At 58.3% G+C, this 19,900-nt stretch carries 17 protein-coding genes and 1 pseudogene; 15 read left to right on the plus strand and 3 right to left on the minus strand.

Annotated features, from left to right (window positions below):
- Window positions 1–44 precede the first annotated feature (44 nt).
- Window positions 45–686: a class I SAM-dependent DNA methyltransferase gene (locus QP381_RS07635; protein ID WP_285068277.1), complete on the minus strand. Its 642-nt coding sequence runs from the start codon at window positions 684–686 to the stop codon at window positions 45–47.
- 202 nt (window positions 687–888) lie between these two features.
- On the opposite strand from QP381_RS07635, the gene QP381_RS07640 reads away from it, so the two are divergent.
- Together QP381_RS07640 and QP381_RS07645 are read left to right on the plus strand one after the other, a co-directional pair.
- Window positions 889–1,947: a 3-isopropylmalate dehydrogenase gene (locus QP381_RS07640; RefSeq protein ID WP_285068338.1), complete on the plus strand. Its 1,059-nt coding sequence runs from the start codon at window positions 889–891 to the stop codon at window positions 1,945–1,947.
- Window positions 1,948–2,055: 108 nt separating this feature from the next.
- On the plus strand, window positions 2,056–3,204 hold the full coding sequence (locus tag QP381_RS07645; protein ID WP_006681793.1) for a branched-chain amino acid aminotransferase: 1,149 nt from the start codon (window positions 2,056–2,058) through the stop codon (window positions 3,202–3,204).
- Window positions 3,205–3,328: 124 nt separating this feature from the next.
- Here the strand turns inward: QP381_RS07645 and QP381_RS07650 are convergent, their stop codons facing one another.
- Complete coding sequence (locus QP381_RS07650; protein ID WP_285068279.1) at window positions 3,329–4,522, minus strand: cobalamin-independent methionine synthase II family protein; 1,194 nt, start codon at window positions 4,520–4,522, stop codon at window positions 3,329–3,331.
- Between the two features lie 186 nt (window positions 4,523–4,708).
- On the opposite strand from QP381_RS07650, the gene ilvD reads away from it, so the two are divergent.
- From ilvD to QP381_RS07710, 12 genes and pseudogenes are all read left to right on the plus strand, one after another.
- Window positions 4,709–6,580 carry a dihydroxy-acid dehydratase gene (gene ilvD, locus QP381_RS07655; RefSeq protein ID WP_285068281.1) on the plus strand — a complete coding sequence of 624 codons (1,872 nt, stop codon included), beginning with the start codon at window positions 4,709–4,711 and terminating at the stop codon, window positions 6,578–6,580.
- Window positions 6,581–6,704: 124 nt separating this feature from the next.
- Window positions 6,705–8,321: a citramalate synthase gene (cimA, locus tag QP381_RS07660; RefSeq protein WP_285068284.1), complete on the plus strand. Its 1,617-nt coding sequence runs from the start codon at window positions 6,705–6,707 to the stop codon at window positions 8,319–8,321.
- A 78-nt stretch (window positions 8,322–8,399) separates the two neighbouring features.
- Window positions 8,400–9,446, plus strand: a complete 1,047-nt coding sequence (locus tag QP381_RS07665; RefSeq protein WP_184453214.1) for a LacI family DNA-binding transcriptional regulator — start codon at window positions 8,400–8,402, stop codon at window positions 9,444–9,446.
- A gap of 141 nt (window positions 9,447–9,587) precedes the next feature.
- The gene (locus tag QP381_RS07670) at window positions 9,588–10,337 is read left to right on the plus strand and encodes a hypothetical protein (protein ID WP_184453212.1); all 750 of its coding nucleotides are present in this window, start codon (window positions 9,588–9,590) and stop codon (window positions 10,335–10,337) included.
- A gap of 38 nt (window positions 10,338–10,375) precedes the next feature.
- On the plus strand, window positions 10,376–11,410 hold the full coding sequence (locus QP381_RS07675) for a substrate-binding domain-containing protein (RefSeq protein WP_285068292.1): 1,035 nt from the start codon (window positions 10,376–10,378) through the stop codon (window positions 11,408–11,410).
- 66 nt (window positions 11,411–11,476) lie between these two features.
- Window positions 11,477–13,000, plus strand: coding sequence for a sugar ABC transporter ATP-binding protein (locus tag QP381_RS07680; protein WP_285068294.1), 1,524 nt, complete (start codon window positions 11,477–11,479; stop codon window positions 12,998–13,000).
- The gene (locus QP381_RS07685) at window positions 12,997–14,043 is read left to right on the plus strand and encodes an ABC transporter permease (protein ID WP_285068296.1); all 1,047 of its coding nucleotides are present in this window, start codon (window positions 12,997–12,999) and stop codon (window positions 14,041–14,043) included. Before QP381_RS07680 ends, QP381_RS07685 begins: the two co-directional genes overlap by 4 nt.
- Window positions 14,040–15,044, plus strand: a complete 1,005-nt coding sequence (locus QP381_RS07690; RefSeq protein WP_285068299.1) for an ABC transporter permease — start codon at window positions 14,040–14,042, stop codon at window positions 15,042–15,044. The genes QP381_RS07685 and QP381_RS07690 overlap by 4 nt, the downstream gene beginning before the upstream one ends.
- The gene (locus QP381_RS07695; RefSeq protein WP_184453202.1) at window positions 15,044–16,099 is read left to right on the plus strand and encodes a DUF4432 family protein; all 1,056 of its coding nucleotides are present in this window, start codon (window positions 15,044–15,046) and stop codon (window positions 16,097–16,099) included. The genes QP381_RS07690 and QP381_RS07695 overlap by 1 nt, the downstream gene beginning before the upstream one ends.
- A gap of 82 nt (window positions 16,100–16,181) precedes the next feature.
- Window positions 16,182–17,139 (plus strand): annotated as a pseudogene (locus tag QP381_RS07700) (lipoate--protein ligase family protein); the annotation flags it as partial.
- A 4-nt stretch (window positions 17,140–17,143) separates the two neighbouring features.
- On the plus strand, window positions 17,144–17,371 hold the full coding sequence (locus tag QP381_RS07705) for an alpha-isopropylmalate synthase regulatory domain-containing protein (protein ID WP_442953409.1): 228 nt from the start codon (window positions 17,144–17,146) through the stop codon (window positions 17,369–17,371).
- A gap of 61 nt (window positions 17,372–17,432) precedes the next feature.
- Window positions 17,433–18,482, plus strand: a complete 1,050-nt coding sequence (locus tag QP381_RS07710; protein WP_103633508.1) for a lipoate--protein ligase family protein — start codon at window positions 17,433–17,435, stop codon at window positions 18,480–18,482.
- Window positions 18,483–18,661: 179 nt separating this feature from the next.
- On the opposite strand, the gene QP381_RS07715 is transcribed toward QP381_RS07710, so the two are convergent.
- Window positions 18,662–19,357: a YggS family pyridoxal phosphate-dependent enzyme gene (locus QP381_RS07715; RefSeq protein ID WP_285068305.1), complete on the minus strand. Its 696-nt coding sequence runs from the start codon at window positions 19,355–19,357 to the stop codon at window positions 18,662–18,664.
- 139 nt (window positions 19,358–19,496) lie between these two features.
- Here QP381_RS07715 and QP381_RS07720 point away from each other — a divergent pair, with 139 nt between their 5' ends.
- Window positions 19,497–19,886, plus strand: coding sequence for a YccF domain-containing protein (locus QP381_RS07720; RefSeq protein WP_103633510.1), 390 nt, complete (start codon window positions 19,497–19,499; stop codon window positions 19,884–19,886).
- Window positions 19,887–19,900: the final 14 nt, after the last annotated feature.

Below are 19,900 nucleotides of genomic sequence, written 5' to 3' on the forward strand. Positions count from 1 at the left end.
CCCTCAAGGTGGCCGCCACATGCATATACGAGTGGGGGAATGAGCTAGCGTCGGGCTACCTGCGCAGTTGCAAGGAATACCGGGTAGTCACGCCCCGACTTCGAAATCGTCATCACCGTGGAGACGAGGATATTCTGGCAGCCACATTCGTGGAGCAACTGCTCAACGAGAGCACGTTCGGTGCCGTGATGAGCCGGAACAATATCCCCGTCAGCATGGTAGGAACCGTCGTCCGCATCCATATCCGCCAGAGCAACCCAGCCACCCGGCCGCACTCGGTCCACAAGCGCACGGGTCACCGAGCGCTGATCCTTCATATGATGCAGAGCCATCAGCGACACAATGACGTCATATTCCTGGGAGGGAACTTCGCTGACCCACTGCTCCGCGTCACAGAACAGGGCATCCATGCGATCATTCAGGCCGGCATCCGCAATGTTGCGGTGAGCAACTTCCAACATTCCCTGAGACGTATCACCCAGACTTACGTGATCGGCATGGGAGGACAGAGCCAGCCCCAGCAGCCCAGTCCCAGAACCGATATCGAGCCAGTGACCTCCCGAAGGGAGTCGTCGCATTATTTCTGAGGCGACGGTGCGTGCGCGTTCCCCGCGTACGGGAGAAGAATCCCACTGCTCCGCGTGGGCATCGAACGGAGAATTGGGCGTAGGAAAAGACGAAAGCATGGGAACAGTGTATAGGCGCCTGTCTAGGGCGTGCTGCCCGCTTGAGGCGTGAGGTGTGGAATGAAGAAGAGAAATGACGGCATCGAAAAGGAAAGGAGCGCGTGGGGAGGAATAGCGCAGGGGGATGTCCGCCTCGTCGGGGAAAAGGATCCGCATGGCGGACGTTTCCGCGCACACAGACGCAGCTCAGCACACTGGATGTATGCGCACGATCAAATTGGCCGTGATTCCCGGCGACGGTATCGGTAAAGAGGTTGTTCCCGAAGGCCTGAAGGTTCTGACCAAGGTCCTTGAAGGTTCCGACCTGGAACTTGAAACGACTCAGTTCGATCTGGGCGCTGACCGCTGGCACCGCACCGGTGACACCCTGACCGACGAAGATCTTGAAGCAATCAGGGGAAACGACGTCATCCTTCTGGGTGCTGTTGGTGACCCGTCGGTTCCCTCCGGTGTCCTTGAGCGCGGTCTGTTGCTGAAGCTCCGCTTCGCTCTTGATCACTACGTGAACCTTCGTCCCTCGAAGTACTACGAAGGCATTGCCTCGCCGCTGCGCATTCCCGACAACACAGACTTCGTTGTTGTCCGTGAAGGCACGGAGGGCCTCTACTGTGGCAACGGCGGTGCCGTCCGCGTCGGCACCCCGCACGAGATCGCAACCGAGGTTTCAGTCAACACTGCTTTCGGTGTTGAGCGCGTTGTACGCTACGCGTTTGAAAAGGCCAACGCTCGGCCTCGTAAAAAACTTACTTTGGTGCACAAACACAATGTCCTCGTGAACGCCGGACACCTCTGGCGCCGCACAGTCGAAGCCGTCGGAGCCGAATACCCTGACGTCGCCGTCGACTACTGCCACGTTGACGCGGCCACGATCTACATGGTCACCGACCCGCAACGCTTCGACGTGATCGTCACCGACAACCTGTTCGGCGACATCCTCACCGACGAAGCGGGCGCAGTCACCGGTGGCATCGGCCTGGCCGCATCGGGCAATATCAACCCCGACGGCGCATTCCCGTCGATGTTTGAGCCCGTCCACGGCTCTGCTCCCGACATTGCAGGCCAGGGCAAGGCTGATCCGACTGCAACGATCTCCTCGGTCGCACTGCTGCTTGATCATATTGGCAAGCCGGAACTGGCAGCCAAGGTGGAAGCCGCCATCGAAAAGGACATGGCCGATCGCGCTGCCGCCGATAAGGCAGGCACTCCGCTGGTTCGCTCCACCTCCGAAATCGGAGACGCGATCTGCGTGGCACTTGCCTGAGCGTATTCTCACCGACTGATGCTCGCCTAGGTTCACATGACGGAACCTTGGCGAGTGTCGTCGTATCCACACATATCCTTGACGTAACGCCTACGAAGAGGAGAAATAATGGCGATCCAAGAGCATGTGCCTACTCAGTTGGAATCCTTGGCTGCTCAGCCGATTGGATCCGGTGACGAGCTTGCAGGTCGTTTCCCTCTTACCGTCAACCCGAATCCTGCGTCGCAGGCAGAATACGACGCGGTGATGAATGATCTGACCTTCGGCTGTCAGTTCACCGATCACATGGCCCACATGCGCTGGATCAAGGGTGAAGGTTGGACGGATCGTGGTGTGATTCCTTACGGTCCGCTGGATCTCACGCCGGGTGCTGCGGTTCTGCACTACTCGCAGTCCGTGTTTGAAGGCATCAAGGCGTACCGTCACGATGACGGGTCGATCTGGACCTTCCGCCCGACTTTCAATGCGGCGCGCATCAACCACTCGGCTCGTCGTCTGGCTCTGCCCGAGATGGATCGCGAAGACTTTGTCGCTTCCCTGGTTGACTACGTTCGCGCGGATTCAAAGTGGGTTCCCGAAGGCGATGGCACCAGCCTCTACCTTCGCCCGTTCATGTTCGCCTCCGAGGCATTTGTGGGCGTCCACGCCGCCCAGGTTGTCGACTACTACGTGATCGGCTCGCCGTCCGGCCCGTACTTCAAGTCCGGCCTCACCGGTGTTCCGATCTGGGTCGTGAAGGGCTATCACCGCGCGGGCCCGGGTGGCACCGGTGCCGCGAAGGCGGGTGGCAACTACGCTGCGTCCCTGATGCCGCAGGAAGTCGCTGCTGAAAAGGGCTTCTCGCAGGTCTGCTTCCTGGACACCTACGAGGAAAAGTATCTCGAAGAGCTCGGTGGCATGAACATGTTTGTCGTCATGGCTGACGGCACGATCCGTACGCCCGAACTGTCCGGTGTCATCCTTGAGGGTGGTACGCGTTCTGCAATCTGCCGTATGTTGCGCGAGCAGGGAACCGAGGTTCGTGAAGAAAAGATCGCTCTGGACGAACTGGTTGCGGGCATCCGCTCCGGCGCTGTTTCGGAGATCTTCGCGTGTGGCACGGCCGCCGTCATCACGCCGATTACTCGCCTTGCGAATGATGACTTCGATGTGGAGCTCCCCGTTGGTGAAAAGACGAAGGCTATCCACGCTGAGCTGACCGGTATCCAGATGGGTCACCATCCGGATCCGTACAACTGGCTCTACCGTCTCGCTTGACTTTCACGTTTTTAACGTAGGGGCCTCGTTGATTTTTATCGACGAGGCCGCCTCCATATACAAGGCTTTAGGGCTGTGGGACTGAGTCCCACAGCCCTAAAGCCTTGTGAGGGGCGGAGTTGGATCACTGATCAGCCAGGCGTGCACCTTCAGTCAGTGATTCGAGCTTTGCCCATGCGATCGACGGGTAGACGCGGCCACCCAGGCCGCAGTCGGTCGATGCGACAACGCGTTCCTTGCCGACGATGTCGGTGAACTGGTGGATGCGCTGAGCAACCAATTCGGGGTGCTCGACAACGTTTGTGGAGTGAGAGACAACGCCCGGGATCAGGTACTTTCCTTCAGGAAGCTCGATGTCCTTCCAGATTGTCCACTCGTGAGCGTGGCGCGCATTCGCTGCCTCGAAGGTCAGGCCATTGGCGTTCACTGCAAGAGCGAGGTCGACGATGTCCTTGAACGGGATATCCGTGGTGTGCGGGCCGTGCCAGGAACCCCAGCAGACGTGGAAACGGACGAGTTCGGGATCGATACCTGCAAGTGCGTGGTTCAGAGCATCGATACGGACTTGCTGGAAAGCGCGGTACTCCTCGAGTGAAGGGGCAACAGCGAACTGGTCCCAGCCCTCGGCAATATCCGGAGCATCGATCTGAACGGTCAGGCCTGAGTCGGTGATGCGCTTGTATTCCTCGCGAAGAACATCAGCGAGTGCCCACACGACGGCCTCGTCATCTTCATAGAAGGCGTTGGCGACGCGGGCGGCAGAGCCGGGGGAGATAGCGGCGATGAAGCCATCCTTCACGGACTTTCCAACAGCTTCGAGGGCTGCTTTCGTGCCGGCAATATCGGCGTTGACAGCGTCGGTGCCAATGTAGGTGAGCTCCGATGTGATCGTCGGGAAGACAACGGGATTCTTATTCGCAATGTGGATACCGGAATCCGGATCGGAGTAGGCATCTTGGAAACGTTGCCAGTCTCGGCGCTCTGCGAAGGAAGAGTATGAAATGTGACCTTCGCGGCCTGCCGGAGGACGCGCATCGAAACGAGCGGTCTCTTCAGCGGTCAGACCACCGAAACGGGAGAAGGAGTAGGTCCACCATGCGCCGTAGTCGACTGTGTCGAGCATCGCATGACCGTACTCCCCATCGTTAACGACCGAAATGCCGAGCTCAACCTGCTTGGCAATAACCTTGTTTGCTTCTTCCTGAAGAATCAGAGCAAACTCAGCGTCGGAGAGCTCACCCTTTGCACGCTTCCAGTTCGCGTCGACAAGTTTGGGTGTGCGGGGGAGTGAACCCACATGGGTTGTACGGATAGTCACGTCGGTAATCCTTTCTAGCGACCGCGTCTTGAGCGAAAGATTACGTTTTGGGTACGAGGCGTAGGCCGAGGCGTCCATTGGGTAGGCGAATGTGACAAACTGTCTGTTCACTCAATGACCTCGTCGGACGCGCGTCAACCAATCCTCTTAGGCTTAACGCATTACCTAATTACTGGGAGGACGCTCATGAGCAGGCAGCTTCGCTCCGCGACTTCAACGCAGGGCCGCAATATGGCTGGTGCCCGTGCGCTCTGGCGCGCGACGGGTATGAGAGACAGCGACTTCGGGAAGCCGATTATTGCCGTCGTTAACTCGTTCACCGAATTTGTGCCTGGACACGTCCACCTTCGTAACGTTGGCAAGCTTGTCGCTGACGCAATCGTTGAAGCTGGCGGCGTTGCCAAGGAAATGAACACCATTGCCGTCGATGACGGTATTGCGATGGGCCATGGTGGCATGCTCTACTCACTCCCCAGCCGCGAGGTCATCTCCGACTCCGTTGAATACATGGTGAATGCCCACTGTGCGGACGCCATGGTCTGCATCTCCAACTGTGACAAGATCACGCCCGGCATGTTGATCGCTGCGATGCGCCTCAACATCCCCGTTGTTTTCGTCTCCGGCGGCCCGATGGAAGCTGGCAAGAACATCGATCCGTCCGTGATCATTGGCGATGCAAAGACCGGCCACGGCAACCTCATCACCGTTATGAATGCGACGGCGAACGACGAGGTTTCCGACGATGCGCTGTTCGCCATCGAGAAGCTTGCTTGCCCGACCTGTGGTTCCTGCTCTGGCATGTTCACCGCGAACTCGATGAACTGTCTGACCGAGGCCCTTGGCCTGTCGTTGCCCGGTAACGGCTCAACCCTCGCCACCCAGGTTGCTCGCCGCGACCTGTTCGTGCGCGCAGGCGAAATGATCGTTGACCTCTGCCACCGTTACTACGACGAGGAAGATGATTCCGTCCTGCCTCGTAACATCGCGAACAAGGATGCCTTCCACAACGCGATGACACTGGATATGGCGATGGGAGGATCCTCGAACACCGTCCTGCACCTGCTGGCAGTTGCGCACGAAGGCGGAATTGACTTCGACCTCGAAGACATCGCAGAACTGGGACGCACCGTCCCGTGCCTGTCCAAGGTTGCGCCGAACCACAACGACTACCACATGGAAGATGTCCACCGAGCAGGCGGTATTCCGCGCATTCTTGGTGAACTTGACCGTGGCGGGTTCCTCACCCACACCGTCCACACCATCCACTCGCCGTCGCTGGACGAGTGGCTGGGAGCATGGGATCCGAAGTCGCCTACCGTCACCGACGAAGCGATCGAACTTTGGAAGGCTGCGCCTGGAAATGTGCGCACCACCGAAGCGTTCTCTACCTCGAATAAGTGGGCTGAACTCGACCTCGATCAGGAAAATGGTTGCGTCCGCGATATCGAGCACGCCTACACCGCAAACGGTGGCCTGACCGTTCTCTTCGGCAACCTTGCTCCCGAAGGCGCCATCATCAAGGCAGCCGGTATTGACCCGTCTCTCTTCCACTTTGAAGGCCGAGCGTGCGTCATGGAATCCCAGGACGAAGCCATCGAAAAGATCCTCGACAAGACCGTCGAAGCTGGCGACGTTGTTGTCATTCGCTACGAGGGGCCCGCAGGGGGGCCGGGCATGCAGGAAATGCTCTACCCGACCTCCTTTATCAAGGGACGAGGCCTCGGTAAAGCCTGCGCCCTCATCACCGACGGTCGTTTCTCCGGCGGCACGTCTGGCATCTCCGTTGGACACATTTCGCCTGAGGCTGCTGACGGTGGTCTGATCGGCCTGATCGAAGACGGTGATCCGATCATCATCGACGTGAACGAGGGTCTTCTGCAGCTCGATGTCCCCGAAGAGGAAATCGAACTCCGTCGCGCCGCTCAGGAAGCACGCGAACACCCGTGGACTCCGCTGAACCGTGACCGCGTTGTTTCACCCGCACTGCAGCTCTACGCCGCAACGGCAATGAGCGCATCGAAGGGCGCAGCGCGCGACGTCTCGCGCGTCCTCCGTTGAACGTTGAATCAGTGGTCGTGGCCTCGTCGATTGTGATGAGGCCACCCACCCATATCTGAACGGTTAGCCCAACACGACCTGATCAGACCAAAGCGCACACGCGCTGAACTCGAGGGAGCTGGCAATGAGCGAACACGTTGCCCTGTACGACACGACCTTGCGCGACGGAGCCCAACAGGAGGGCATTTCCCTGTCCGTCGCTGACAAGCTCGCAGCACTGCCCATTTTGGACGAGCTGGGTGTCGACTACATCGAAGGCGGATGGCCGGGCGCGATTCCGAAAGATACGCAGTTCTTCCAGCGTGCTCGCGGCATACAGTTGCATCACGCGCGCCTTACAGCCTTTGGTGCCACCACGAAAGCTGGCGTTCGGGCATCCGAGGATCGCCAGGTTGCTGGGCTTGCTGAATCAGGCGCATCGGTCGTCACGCTGGTTGCGAAGTCGGATCCTCGCCATGTGACGCGTGCGCTACGAACAACGCTCGAAGAAAACCTGCGCATGGTGCGTGACACCGTCGAATACCTGACGGGCGAAGGTATCGACGTCATGGTCGATCTGGAGCACTACTTCGACGGGCTCGCATTCGATCCTTCATATGGAATTGAAGTGATGCTCGAGGCCGCGCGCGCTGGAGCCGTCGCAGTTATTCCGTGCGACACGAACGGTGGAAACCTGCCGTCGACTATCGGTGCGCTGACGGCGCGTTCGCGTCAAGCTTTGGATGAGGCCGGGTGCGGTTTAACGGTGCTCGGCATTCACACTCACAACGACACCGGGTGCGCGGTAGCGAACACCATTGCTGCCGTGGAAGCGGGGGCGCGTCAGGTCCAGGGTACAGTCAACGGCTACGGTGAACGCACCGGTAATGCGAATCTGCTGACGTGTGCGGCGAACCTGCAGATCAAGTGCGGTTTTGATGTGATTCCGGACGATGCGCTCTCGTCGCTGGACTCCGTGTCCCACCGCATTGCGGAGCTCGTGAACATCACGCCGTTCGCGCGCGACCCCTACGTTGGAACCTCGGCATTCGCGCACAAGGCTGGCCTGCACGCCTCCGCGATCCGCGTCGATCCCGACCTCTATCAGCACATCGATCCGGGCGTCGTCGGCAACGGCATGCGGATGCTCGTGTCGGAGATGGCGGGCAAGTCGTCGATCGAGCTCAAGGCCGAGGAGCTCGGCATCGACCTCGACGGCGTCCCGAACGCCGCAGCGATGCTCGCCCAGAAGGTGAAGGAGCGCGAGGCCGAGGGCTACACCTACGACGCCGCCGACGCCTCCTTCGAACTCCTCGCCCTCGAGCAGCTCGGGCGCCTCCCGCGCTTCGTCCGCGTCGAGTCGTGGAAGGTGACGACCCAGGAGATCGCCGAGGTGAAGGGCGAGCCCTTCGCCGAGTCCGAGGCGACGGTGAAGATCCATACGGACCGCCGCCACATCCGCACCGCCGAGGGCAACGGCCCCGTCAACGCCCTCGACCGGGCGCTGCGCCACGTCATGACCCGCGACTACCCGGTGTGTGCGAACTTCGAGCTCACCGACTTCAAGGTCCGCATCCTCGACGAGGACCGCGCGGGCACCGACGCGACGATCCGCGTCCTCATCGAGACGACCGACGGCCGCCGCACCTGGTCGACCGTCGGCATCGGGACCGACGTCATCGAGGCCTCCTGGGAAGCCCTCTTCAACGCCTACTGGTGGGGGCTGCTCCACTCCGGGGCGACCTCGCTCCTTCAGGAGTAGAAGGCGCGGCCGTGTCTTCAATGATGCCTCGTGTCCACTATCATTGAACCGGTTTAGAATCGGCGCGGGGGATACGGCATGAATGCTCGAAAGTCCAGTGGGGGTGGCAAAGGGTTTCAATTCGTCGGCGTTCGGCAAGTTGCCGCTGCTGCTGGTGTATCCACAGGCACCGTTTCCAACGTTCTAAATCGCCCCGAGACTGTCAGTGAACAGACGCGGTTGAGAGTCCAGGGCGCGATCGATGCTCTGGGATTCGTGCCATCGATTGCCGCGGGTCAGTTGAGGGGACATCGATCCAAGCAGATCGGTGTTGTCGTGCCAGATGTAGGAAACCCCTATTGGGCATCGGTTCTGCGAGGCGTTGAGTCAATTATCGAGGCAGAAGGACTGTCGATGCTTGTCAGTTCGACGCACCAAGATCGAAAGCGCCAACGATCGATCCTTCGTGCGCATCGAAGTCAGGGGGTTGACGGTCTTATCCACGTCCCCATCTCCGAGTCCGCGATGGAATGGCAGGAGTTTGAAAGATGCACCTACGGGATCGTCACTATCAAACCCGCTGAACAGGGAACTGACAGGGCTGCTGTTGGATCTGATGACGTGACGGGCGCGCGGTTGGCGATGGAGCACCTTCTCGAGCTGGGTCATAGGTCGATCTGCTTCATCAACGGTCCGCACTTCGTTCCTTGGTGCGCGAATCGTCTTGAGGGCGTGCGCCGAGCAATCGAAGCAAGAGGCCTTAGACCCTCAAAGGTCCTCAAGGAGATCAGCGTTGCTGATCTAACCGTTGCAGAAGGCAAGATCGCAGCGAAGCGGATTCTTGCCGAAGGTGAAGCGACAGCAGTCCTATGTGCGAACGATGTCACGGCGCTTGGCGTCATCCTTGCCTGTGATGAGGCGCGTGTCACTATTCCTCAGGATCTTTCCGTCGTTGGGTACGACGATGTCGACTTCGCTCCGGCTCTCCGACCTTCACTAACGACCGTCCATCAGCCGTCATTCGAGATTGGAGTCGCGGCCGCGTGCCGACTGTTAGGGCGCGCCTATGAAGTCGATGCGACGATGCTGGCTCCGAAACTCGTCGCTCGCGACTCCACCGGTGTCCCGACGTCAATTCGCGACTGATACTCCCTCAGCTCGAAACGTTACCGAATCGAGATCTATTCAACCTTCCCTGTGATGCGCCTTATGTCATATTCTTGAACCGGTTCAGAACTGAACCGGTTCAATGCGGCGATGGAGCCGTGAGTCTGCGTGGGAGGTCCGATGACTAGAACATTCATCACTCGCAAGGAATATGACGACTGGATCCTGAGTGCTGCGAGCCTCGCCCGCGCGCTTCGGTACCCGATCACTGAGTCGATGATCAATGACAGCGCTGGCATTGTTTACGGTGACGATCAGTATGAGGCCTTCGAGAAGGGGCTTTGGTGTCCGGATCCTTACGAGATCATGATCATCTTCGAGTCGCTCAACCAAGCTGCGGTCGACGGGCTCCCGGCTGCCGGAGCCCCCTACTCTGAGTATTCTGGGCTTTGCGACAAACTGATGATTCTCCATCCAGGCAAGTACTGCGCCTCCCACTACCATCTGCGTAAGACGGAGAGCTACGAGGTCGTTCTCGGTTCGATGGACGTCTTCTATGGAGCCGAGGGGCTAAATCCGCGCGACGAGGAGCTGCTCGAATTCGAGAAGATGCCTTCTGGCGAGTCGTGGCCCGAGGGCGTTGAGCTCCCGAAGGGGCGTGAAGAGTCGTACTCGCAGCTTACGAGCTATGTTCGTCTCGAAGCGGGTGACCCGAAGTTCGTGATGCACCGGAAGCATCTGCACGCATTCCGCTGCCCGCCTGACGCCAAGGTGCCTTTGGTTGTGCGCGAGGTGTCGACCTACAGCCATGAACCCACAGAGGCTGCGCACGACAAGCCAGTTCCCCTCGAGGCCTGGCGCGGCGTGCACGACAACACCTTCCTTGCGCCTGCGGCGAACGCTGGCCGACTCATTACCAAGATCATCTGATCGACGAAGCACATTCAAGGATTTCAAAGGAGAGATTCATGAAGTCACTCATCAAGTTCTCAGCTATCGCAGGAGCAGCTGCACTCACGATGGCGGCATGCGCCTCCGGTGCCGATACTGCAGCGCCCGGATCAGCCGAGACAGCACAGTCCAGTGCGGCTGTTCAATTCGAAGCGAAAGACCCACTTACCCTTGGCTACTCGGTCTATGACCTTCAAAATCCGTACTGGCAGTCGTATGCGGCAGGTGTCAAGGCAGGTGCTGCCGACGCGGGAGTCAAGGTGACTGTGGTGGACCAAAAGTCGGATCAGGCCAAGCAAGTCTCCGGTTCCCTTGACCTGATCAATCAGAACATCTCAGGATTGATCATCACTCCCGTTCAGCCCACGGCGCTTCCGTCGACGGTGGACGCAGCGCACGCTGCGAAGATTCCCGTCGTCATTGGCGATATTGGAACCGGCGGCAACTACGATGCGTACATCCAGTCGAACAACGCCAACGGTGGTGAGTTGGCTGCACAGTACGTCATTGACAAGTTTGCGGGTAAAGAGGGCGTTCACAAGGTTGGTGTGATCGAACTTCATGCAGGCTCGGTTGTCGGTGAGGAACGAGTTGGCGGATTCGTCAAGAAGATTGAGTCGCAGGACAACTTGAAGATCGTGGCCTCACTTGACGGCAAGGACACCGTTGATGGCGGCTTCTCTGCGGCGCAGGACATGCTCTCTGCGAATCCGGATCTCGAAGTCATTTACGCAGCGAACGATGACTCGGCCATTGGTGCGCAAAGGGCAATGGAGACAGCGGGGAAGTCTGTTGCAGATGGCTTTGTGCTCATCGGCTTCGATGGTTCGAGCTCCGCACTTGACCTGATCGAACAGGGAAAGATGAGCGCGACTGTCGCTCAGGATCCGTATGGCCAGGGCAAGAAGGCCGTTGAGACGGTCCTGGCGCTTCTCAAGGGTAATGATCTCGGATTTGACGATCCGTCGGCAAAGACGATCTTCTTCCCTGTGCAGATGGTTGACAGCAGCACGCTCGCCGACTTCCGAGCGAGCCGCGCCGAGCAGAAGTAGTGCGCTCGGGGGGCGGATATCTAAAGATATCCGCCCCCCGGCGCCCGAGCAGAGGACTGGTGACCGGTGGACAATTCAGAAATCCTGCGGGTGGAGGAACTCCATCAGAAATACCCGGGAGTACACGCCGTAAAGGGCGTCACGCTCACCATTCAAGAAGGAATGGTCCTGGGACTTGTTGGCGAAAATGGCGCTGGAAAGTCCACGCTGATCAAAATGCTAGGAGGGATTGAGCGTCCGCATTCGGGCCGTATCGTTGTTCGTGACGCCGAGGTTCAGTTCGGCTCTTCAAGTGATTCCCAAGCGGCAGGTATTGCAGTTGTAAGCCAGGAATTTAGGCTGGTCCCAGATCTTTCGATCGCCGACAACATATTCCTCGGCCACGAACTGACACAGGGTCCCTTCGTAAAAAGCGCGACCACACTCAAAGAGGCACGCGAACTTCTCAAGCAACTCGGCCTCGAGCTGGATCCGAACCGCCTGGTATCGACCCTAACCGTCGGAGACCAGCAACTCGTCGAAATCGCGCGGGCGCTATCGTACGACTTTTCTGTAATAATCATGGATGAGCCCTCTGCGGCGCTAAATGATGCAGAAATTGCGAATCTTCATGTCATTGTTCGTCGCCTCGCAAAGGCGGGCAAAGCAGTCATCTATGTTTCGCATCATCTTGATGAGATATTCGAAATCTGTTCGAACGTTGCGGTGATGCGTGATGGAGCCCTCGTTGCCGAAGTGCGTCCATCAGACATTAGTCAGGATGAGCTCATTGAGGCGATGCTTGGGCGCAAGCCTGAGAAGTTCTCGCGTGAAGCAAAGCTTGATTCCAGTGCTGTCTTTGCACTTCAAGTCCAGGACGTTCTGCTCCCGGGAAATGCTAATCGACAGAACTTTCAGTTGAGAAATGGGGAGATCCTAGGCCTTGCGGGCCTCGTTGGATCTGGCAGATCTGAAATGACTCGTGCGCTATTTGGCGCAATTCCCATCATCGCGGGCAGCGTCATTGTTGGCGGAAAGAATGTCAGAATTAGGGACAGTCGATCAGCAATTCGGGGTGGCATATTCATGTTGTCTGAAGACCGAAAGGCGGAAGGCATCCTCCCGCATCTGTCGGTGCTCGAAAATGCCCTGGTGTCGAAAGATCGAAAGAACTTGAAGTCCGTTGGGCGCTATCTTCCGATTGGTGCGATGGAGAGTGGGGCCTTTGACAAGCTGCGAGAGTCGATGAGGATCCGTGTCGCAAATTCGCGCCAGCTCATTGCATCGCTCTCAGGAGGAAACCAGCAGAAAGTTCTGCTTGGTCGGGCGCTTCTTTCCGGATGCCCAATCTTGATTCTCAATGAGCCCACGCGAGGAGTGGATGTTGGGGCGAAGGTCGAAATATATCAGCTGATTAAGGAGCTTGCGGATCGTGGTGTATCTGTGATCATCTCAAGTTCTGATGCGCCAGAATTGGCCGCGATTTGCGATCGTTGTCTCGTCTACTTCTCTGGCAAGATAATTTCTGAGATATCTGGTGCCGATAATACTGAAGAGGCGATTATTGCTGCGGCCGTGGGTCAGGGGATGGAAGGGGGCGATGTCGAGTGAGTGAGATTGTGTCACAGGGCTCGATTGATTCGCTTCAGGAGCAGGCGAGAGTTCAATCAGAGCGTGATTCGAAGCGGGCGCTCCGCTTGCGATCGCTCATGCAGAATGCTGGAGTTCTGATTCCGTTTGTATTGATCCTTGGGCTCTGCGTCGCGTTTGTGCCCAATTTCCTATCGGCATCAAATGTTACGAATGTCTTGATTGCTTCAGCGATCCTTGGCATCATTGGGCTCGGTCAGACAGTCGTAATCGGCGTTCGAGGTATTGATCTGTCGGTTGGTTCTGCTCAGGCGCTCGTTGCGTGTTCCACGGCAATAGCCATGGCACATGGTGGAGCGCTTGCTGGAGTGGTTTGCGGTATTGGCGTCGGCTTGATTACAGGCCTCATCAATGGACTGCTGGTGACACAACTTAGAGTTCCTGACTTTATTGCGACATTGTCGACCATGAGCGTATATCGCGGCGCAGTGCTTCTCATTACGGGAGGTGCTCCGGTGGTGATCAGTAGTATCGGGTTCAAGGGATTCGCGACGACCTCTGTCATTGGCCTGCCGTTACCGTTCATTGTGGCGATGGCTATCGGGTTTGCGTGGTGGCTCGTCGTGGCGAGAACGCGCTTTGGACGACATCTGATCGCGGTGGGCGATGCGCCGGCTGCTGCGACCGATTCGGGTATTTCGGTTTCGCGCATGGTCGTCTCTGCATACGTTCTCTGCGGGTTGATGGCGGGCGTCGCCGGTGTGCTGCTGGCGAGTCAGTTGGGAATTGTTAATGGAACCGTGTCGACGGGTCTTGAGTTGAAGGCGATTGCGATCGTTGTGCTCGGTGGCACGTCGATGATGGGCGGACGCCCACGGATCGTGGGCACGCTGATTGGTGCCCTTCTACTGTCGATGATCTATGCAGCGTTGAATCTGCTCAACGTCTCTTCGTTCTATCAGTACATCGCGCTCGGCGCGCTACTGGTCTTCGCGCTTTCATTGGACTCTCTCCAGCGCGCGGTCGTGAAGAAGGCGTTCCTAGGTGGGAAGGCGAGTCGATGAACGACAAGAATCCTGAGATGTTGAAGCCCTCATCTGATGAACATTCCCCGGCGTCAGGTGCCTTATGGCGCCTACTGAAGGCGCAATACTTAACGGCGACGCTCATTGTTGTTTGCGTGCTGCTCGGATTGTGTAGCCGTTCGTTCTTTGGGGCCGGAAATATCGCGAATATCTTGGCTCAGAGTGCTTTTGCGGGAATAGCTGCATGCGGAATGACAGTCCTCATTGCGGGTGGCTTAATTGATCTTTCGGTTGCCGGTCAGATTGCGATATGTTCGATTGCGGTGGCGGTTGCTTTGCCACACATGACCATTGGAGCGGCCTTCGCTCTCGCGCTCGTTCTCGGTGTGATCATGGGTCTGGTAAATGGTCTGCTGGTGGCGGGCCTGAGGATTCCGCCATTCATCGCGACACTCGGGTCGCTTTATCTTTTCCTGGGCGCGGCGTTTATCTTCACCGATGGAAACGTTGTTCCGATTAGCTCGCATTATTTTCGAGCGTTTACAACCGGTTCGATTTCAGTGGTGCCGATTGCGTTCATTGTGTTCGCGTGTTTGGCCGCCTTGACGTACCTCCTGTTCCAACATACGTATTTTGGTCGCGAGATTCGCGCAGTGGGTTCGAATGAGAGGGCTGCGGCTTTAGCGGGGATCTCAATTCCGCGCGTAAAGACGCTCGCATTTGTCTTCGCTGGATTCTGTTTCGCGCTGAGTGCGATGTTCATTTGTGGACGCCTGTCATCGGCCGAAGGAAACATGTCGATCGGGTATGAAATGACCGTGATTGCTGCGGTTGTTATCGGCGGAACGAGCATGCGGGGTGGCTCTGGAACGATATGGGGTACCGTGATCGGTGCTCTCCTGTTTACAATTCTGGGAAATGCTCTCAATCTCCTCGGGGTACCGTCGTATTGGCAGTATGTCGTGACGGGTGTCGTTCTCATCGTTGCGATCTCCATCGGCACTGTGCGGCAACGTGCCGTTCCACTTAGGAGCGAGTAGTGCTGCAGATTTCTAACGAAGCGAGAGCGCTGCTTCGGTCGGAAGTGGGGGGCCGCCTCGGTGCGATTGAGCAGCTGATCGACGTGAGTCGAGTGAAAGCGGCAGATGGCTTGGCAGAGGGTGAGGATCTTCTGCTAGTTTCGAACCCGCAAGGTTTCTCTGTCGAACTTGAAATCGATCGCTGTCTGGATATCGGTCGGGCCTCGGCCGCGAACCTTCCCATTTCGTGGATTAGTGGATGTGGGCGGGTAGCCTCAGCGCGCACGAGCAGTTTGGGTTCTGACTGGGTTCGCTCATTCGGAGGAGGTCTCCTGACGACGTGTGGCATGCTCGCTACCGGTATGCCCAGCGTCGACATGGGGCGGGAGTTCGGACTTCACGGTAGGGTTGGCGCCCTTCCCTCTTCAAATGTTGTTGCTGAGCTTGTTATGAACGCTGGGCGCACCTGTGAAGAGTTGGAGTGCTGTGATTGGCGGTCACGCTTGTCACTCCGGGTTCGCGGCGAGGTCGTTGAGTATTCCCTTGGGGGAGAGTGGCTGCGACTTCAGCGCGAATTGCGATTCGCTCTAGACCGTCCCTTGATCGAGATTATCGACACCGTAACAAATGATGGCTTCGAAAGTGTTGAACACATGTTTCGGCATCATATTAACCTCGGGTATCCATTGGTGCAGGAAGGTACGACGGTTTCGTCTAATGCGGTGTTTCTTGGGGTTCGGGAATCCTCGCCTAGCGCAATTGATGTGCTTCCAGTTCAGCTCCGCGAGGAGCCTGCGCCTGAAGGTGTGAGCTACTTCTTGCCGCCTAGTGACGGTAGCGCATGCGTGGTGAACGTCGAAGCCGCAGAGGTAGGGAAGGTAAGAGTGTCATTCGATTCGGAAGATTGGAAGATACTCATACTCTGGCGTGACCCGTCGCCTGGTAGAAACGTCCTAGCGGTTGAACCGTCGACGTCCCGGGACGGCGGCCGCGCCGACGCGCGGGTGCAGGGCGAACTTGTTCACCTCGACCCGGGGGAGTCTCGGACCTATCGCACACTGATCGAGCGCTGTTGATGGCGGAAGACACGACCTTTCGGGCACGTGGATTCTGGCGCTCTGGTGGAGTCGGACCCGCAGGTGAGAGACAATGAGCGCCATGCATGGTGAGTACAAGGTTCCCGGTGGAAAGCTCGTCGTCGTCGACTGCGAGGTCGACGGCGACGCCCTCGTCGACGTCACCCTTTCGGGCGACTTCTTCCTCGATCCGGACGACGCCCTCACCCGGATGACCGCGGCTCTCGAAGGGGCGCCCGCGTCCGCCAGCGGCCAAGAGATCGCCGTCCTCGTCGAGAAGTCCCTCGTTCCCTCAGACATCCTCATGGGGATCACGCCGGCCGCGGTCGGCGTCGCCGTCCGCAGGGCACTCGGCCACGCTCTGTCCTGGGACGACATCGACTTCGAGGTGATCCACGGGCCCGTCGTCGACCCGATGGTGAACGTCGCGATGGACGAGACGCTCGTCGAGGACGTCGCCGCGGGGCGTCGCAAGCCCTTCATGCGCCTGTGGGAGTGGAACGCCCCTCAGGTCGTCATCGGCTCCTTCCAGTCGTATCAGAACGAGATCCAGCCCGAGGGGCAGAAGAAGCACGGGATCATGGTGTCCCGCCGCGTCACCGGCGGCGGCGCGATGTTCATGGAGCCCGGCAACTGCGTCACCTACTCCCTCGTCATCCCCACGGCCCTCGTCGAAGGGATGAGCTTCGAGCAGTCCTACCCCTTCCTCGACCAGTGGGTGATGGAGGTCCTCGAAAAGGTCGGGATCAAGGCGAAGTACGTGCCGCTCAACGACATCGCCTCCGAGGTCGGTAAGATCGGCGGCGCCGCGCAGAAGCGCTGGTCGAACGGCTACATGGTCCACCACGTGACGATGGCCTACGACATCGACGCCGAGAAGATGAACGAGGTCCTGCGCATCGGCATGGAGAAGATCCGCGACAAGGGCACCCGCTCAGCGGTCAAACGCGTCGACCCGATGCGCTCGCAGACGGGTCTTCCGCGCGAGCAGATCCTCGACGCCTTCTACGACCACTTCAAGGAGAAGTACCACGCGACTACCCGGTGTGTGCGAACTTCGAGCTCACCGACTTCAAGGTCCGCATCCTCGACGAGGACCGCGCGGGCACCGACGCGACGATCCGCGTCCTCATCGAGACGACCGACGGCCGCCGCTCCTGGTCGACCGTTGGTATCGGTACGGATATTATCGAGGCCTCGTGGGAAGCACTCTTCGACGCCTACATGTGGGGGCTGTTGCATTCGGGCGTGGCGCCACTGTTGCGTGAGTGAACTTCAGCTGAAAACGCTGGCGCGATTCGCATTGCGGGGCGTGGCGGAGGACAATTAAGCCATGCATGGAGAGTACAAAGTTCCCGGTGGCAAGCTCGTCGTTGTTGACTGCGACGTGGAAAACGACTCGATAGTGAATGTGCGCCTCTCTGGCGACTTCTTCCTTGACCCCGATGATGCGCTACTGCGTATGACGGGCGCGCTTGAAGGTGCCCCCGCATCACTGTCGGGTGTTGAGATCGCATCGCGCGTTGAAGCTGGTCTGGATCCCGATGATGTTCTCATGGGTGTTACGCCCGCCGCTGTTGGCGTGGCCGTTCGTCGTGCTCTGGGACATGCGCTCTCTTGGGATGACATCGATTTCGAGGTCATTCACGGTCCCGTTGTCGACCCGATGATTAACGTTGCCATGGACGAGACACTGGTCGAAGATGTTGCGGCTGGTCGCCGTAAGCCGTTCATGCGACTCTGGGAATGGAACGGCCCGCAGGTTGTCATCGGTTCCTTCCAGTCCTACCAGAACGAGATCCAGCAGGATGGTGTCGAACGCTACGGCATTACCGTGTCCCGTCGCGTCACCGGCGGCGGCGCTATGTTCATGGAGCCCGGCAACTGCGTCACGTACTCGCTGGTCATTCCGACCGCTCTGGTTGAAGGAATGAGTTTCGAACAGTCATACCCTTTCCTGGACCAGTGGGTCATGGAAGTCCTGGCAAAGCTAGGCGTGAAGGCGAAGTACATTCCGCTGAATGACATTGCGTCCGAAGCGGGCAAGATCGGCGGTGCAGCACAAAAGCGCTGGTCAAACGGCTACATGGTTCACCACGTGACAATGGCCTACGACATCGACGCAGTGAAGATGAACGAGGTTCTGCGCATCGGCATGGAAAAGATCCGCGACAAAGGAACCCGTAGCGCTGTCAAGCGTGTTGACCCGATGCGCTCCCAGATCGGTCTGCCACGCGAGCAGATCCTCGACACCTTCTACGACCATTTCAAGACGAAGTACAACGCTACTGACGGTGAAATCACTGAAGCCGACATCCAGCGTGCGAAGGAACGGTGCGAAACGAAGTTCGCGACCTACGAGTGGGTGCACCGCATTCCGTGATTGGTCAGAGCTGTTCCCCGCGGCTTGTCTCAGTCGCGAGGATGTTGTCAAGAGCCAGTGATTATCGAGAGCTGAGAGACGTACTCAATCCCTCGCAGGAAACTCCGTTCTCCGCCGACTTCTCGAATCAGATCAAGGGTGAGATAGACAGGCGTCATGCTCATGTCCCAGTTTTGCACCTAGCCCAGGTGACGCGCCCCGAAAACGGCGGTGCCGACGCGGACGATTGTTGCGCCTTCAGCGATCGCCCAGTGAAGATCATTCGACATTCCCATCGACAGTTCCAGCTTGCTCATCGCGTACGAGACCCTGATTCGATCTCGGATCTCGCGAAGCAGTGCGTACGCGGAGCGAACATCAGCCTCGACAGGGGAATTCAGCCCAACTGTCATGAAGCCACTGAGCTTCAAGTGTTCTGACCTCACGACTGCCTCAACGACAGAATCAACGCCTGCCGGCTGGCACCCGTGTTTCGTGTCTTCACCGGACACGTTGACCTCGATGAAAACCGGCAGGGAAGTGGAAAGACGCTGGTCGATCTTCGCGGCGAGCGCTACAGAATCGAGGGATTCAATCAGATCGACGCACGCCAACGCTTGATTGATCTTGTTCGATTGCAGTGGTCCGATCAAGTGCACGTGAGAGCCTTCGACGCTACGGATAGCATCGACGGTATCTCGGGCTTCCTGAACGCGATTGTGGCCAAGCAAGATCGGCTGCCCAAGGTCTTTCAACAGCCGTGCCGCTTGCGCGCATTCCTCGGCGGATCGCGTCTTCACGGCAAGCTCGAGCGCAACTTTTTGCGATGCCCCATAGTGGGTGCGCGCAACCTCAATCCGTTCCAACGCGTGCTGAATTCCCGCCTGAATGTTCATAGGTGAATCGTACGGCAGTCCGGCCTCGTACCCCCTGAATAATCCCTGACTTGCTCTGAACAACTGGCTTTCGAAGAGCGCGCCCAACGCGCATGCGAGATAATTGATGCAGCTTCACCAACGACTTCAAGGAGACTTCGTGCGCACGCTGCTCAACATCATTTGGCTACTCTTCGGTGGCATCTGGCTTTGGCTGGGATACCTGCTGGCCGGCATCATCGCGTGCGTTTTCATTGTGACGATCCCGGCTGGCCTGGCGTGCTTCCGTATCGCACAGTACGTGCTCTGGCCGTTCGGACGTAGTGTTGTGCCTCTGCCACATGCGGGCGCGGGGTCGACTCTGATGAACGTCGTCTGGTTCCTGATCGCTGGACTCTGGCTCGCAATGGGGCACGTAGCAACAGCTGCTGCGCAAGCCGTAACGATCGTCGGTATTCCGGTGGCGCTTGCGAATCTGAAGATGATTCCGGTGACGTGCTTCCCGTTCGGAAAGACCGTGGTTTCTGATCCGCGCGCAGTAATCATCTGAGCAGGTGTATCCAA

The sequence above is a fragment of the Pauljensenia sp. UMB6358 genome (genome assembly GCF_030216865.1).
Taxonomy (GTDB): Bacteria; Actinomycetota; Actinomycetes; order Actinomycetales; family Actinomycetaceae; genus Pauljensenia; species Pauljensenia turicensis_A.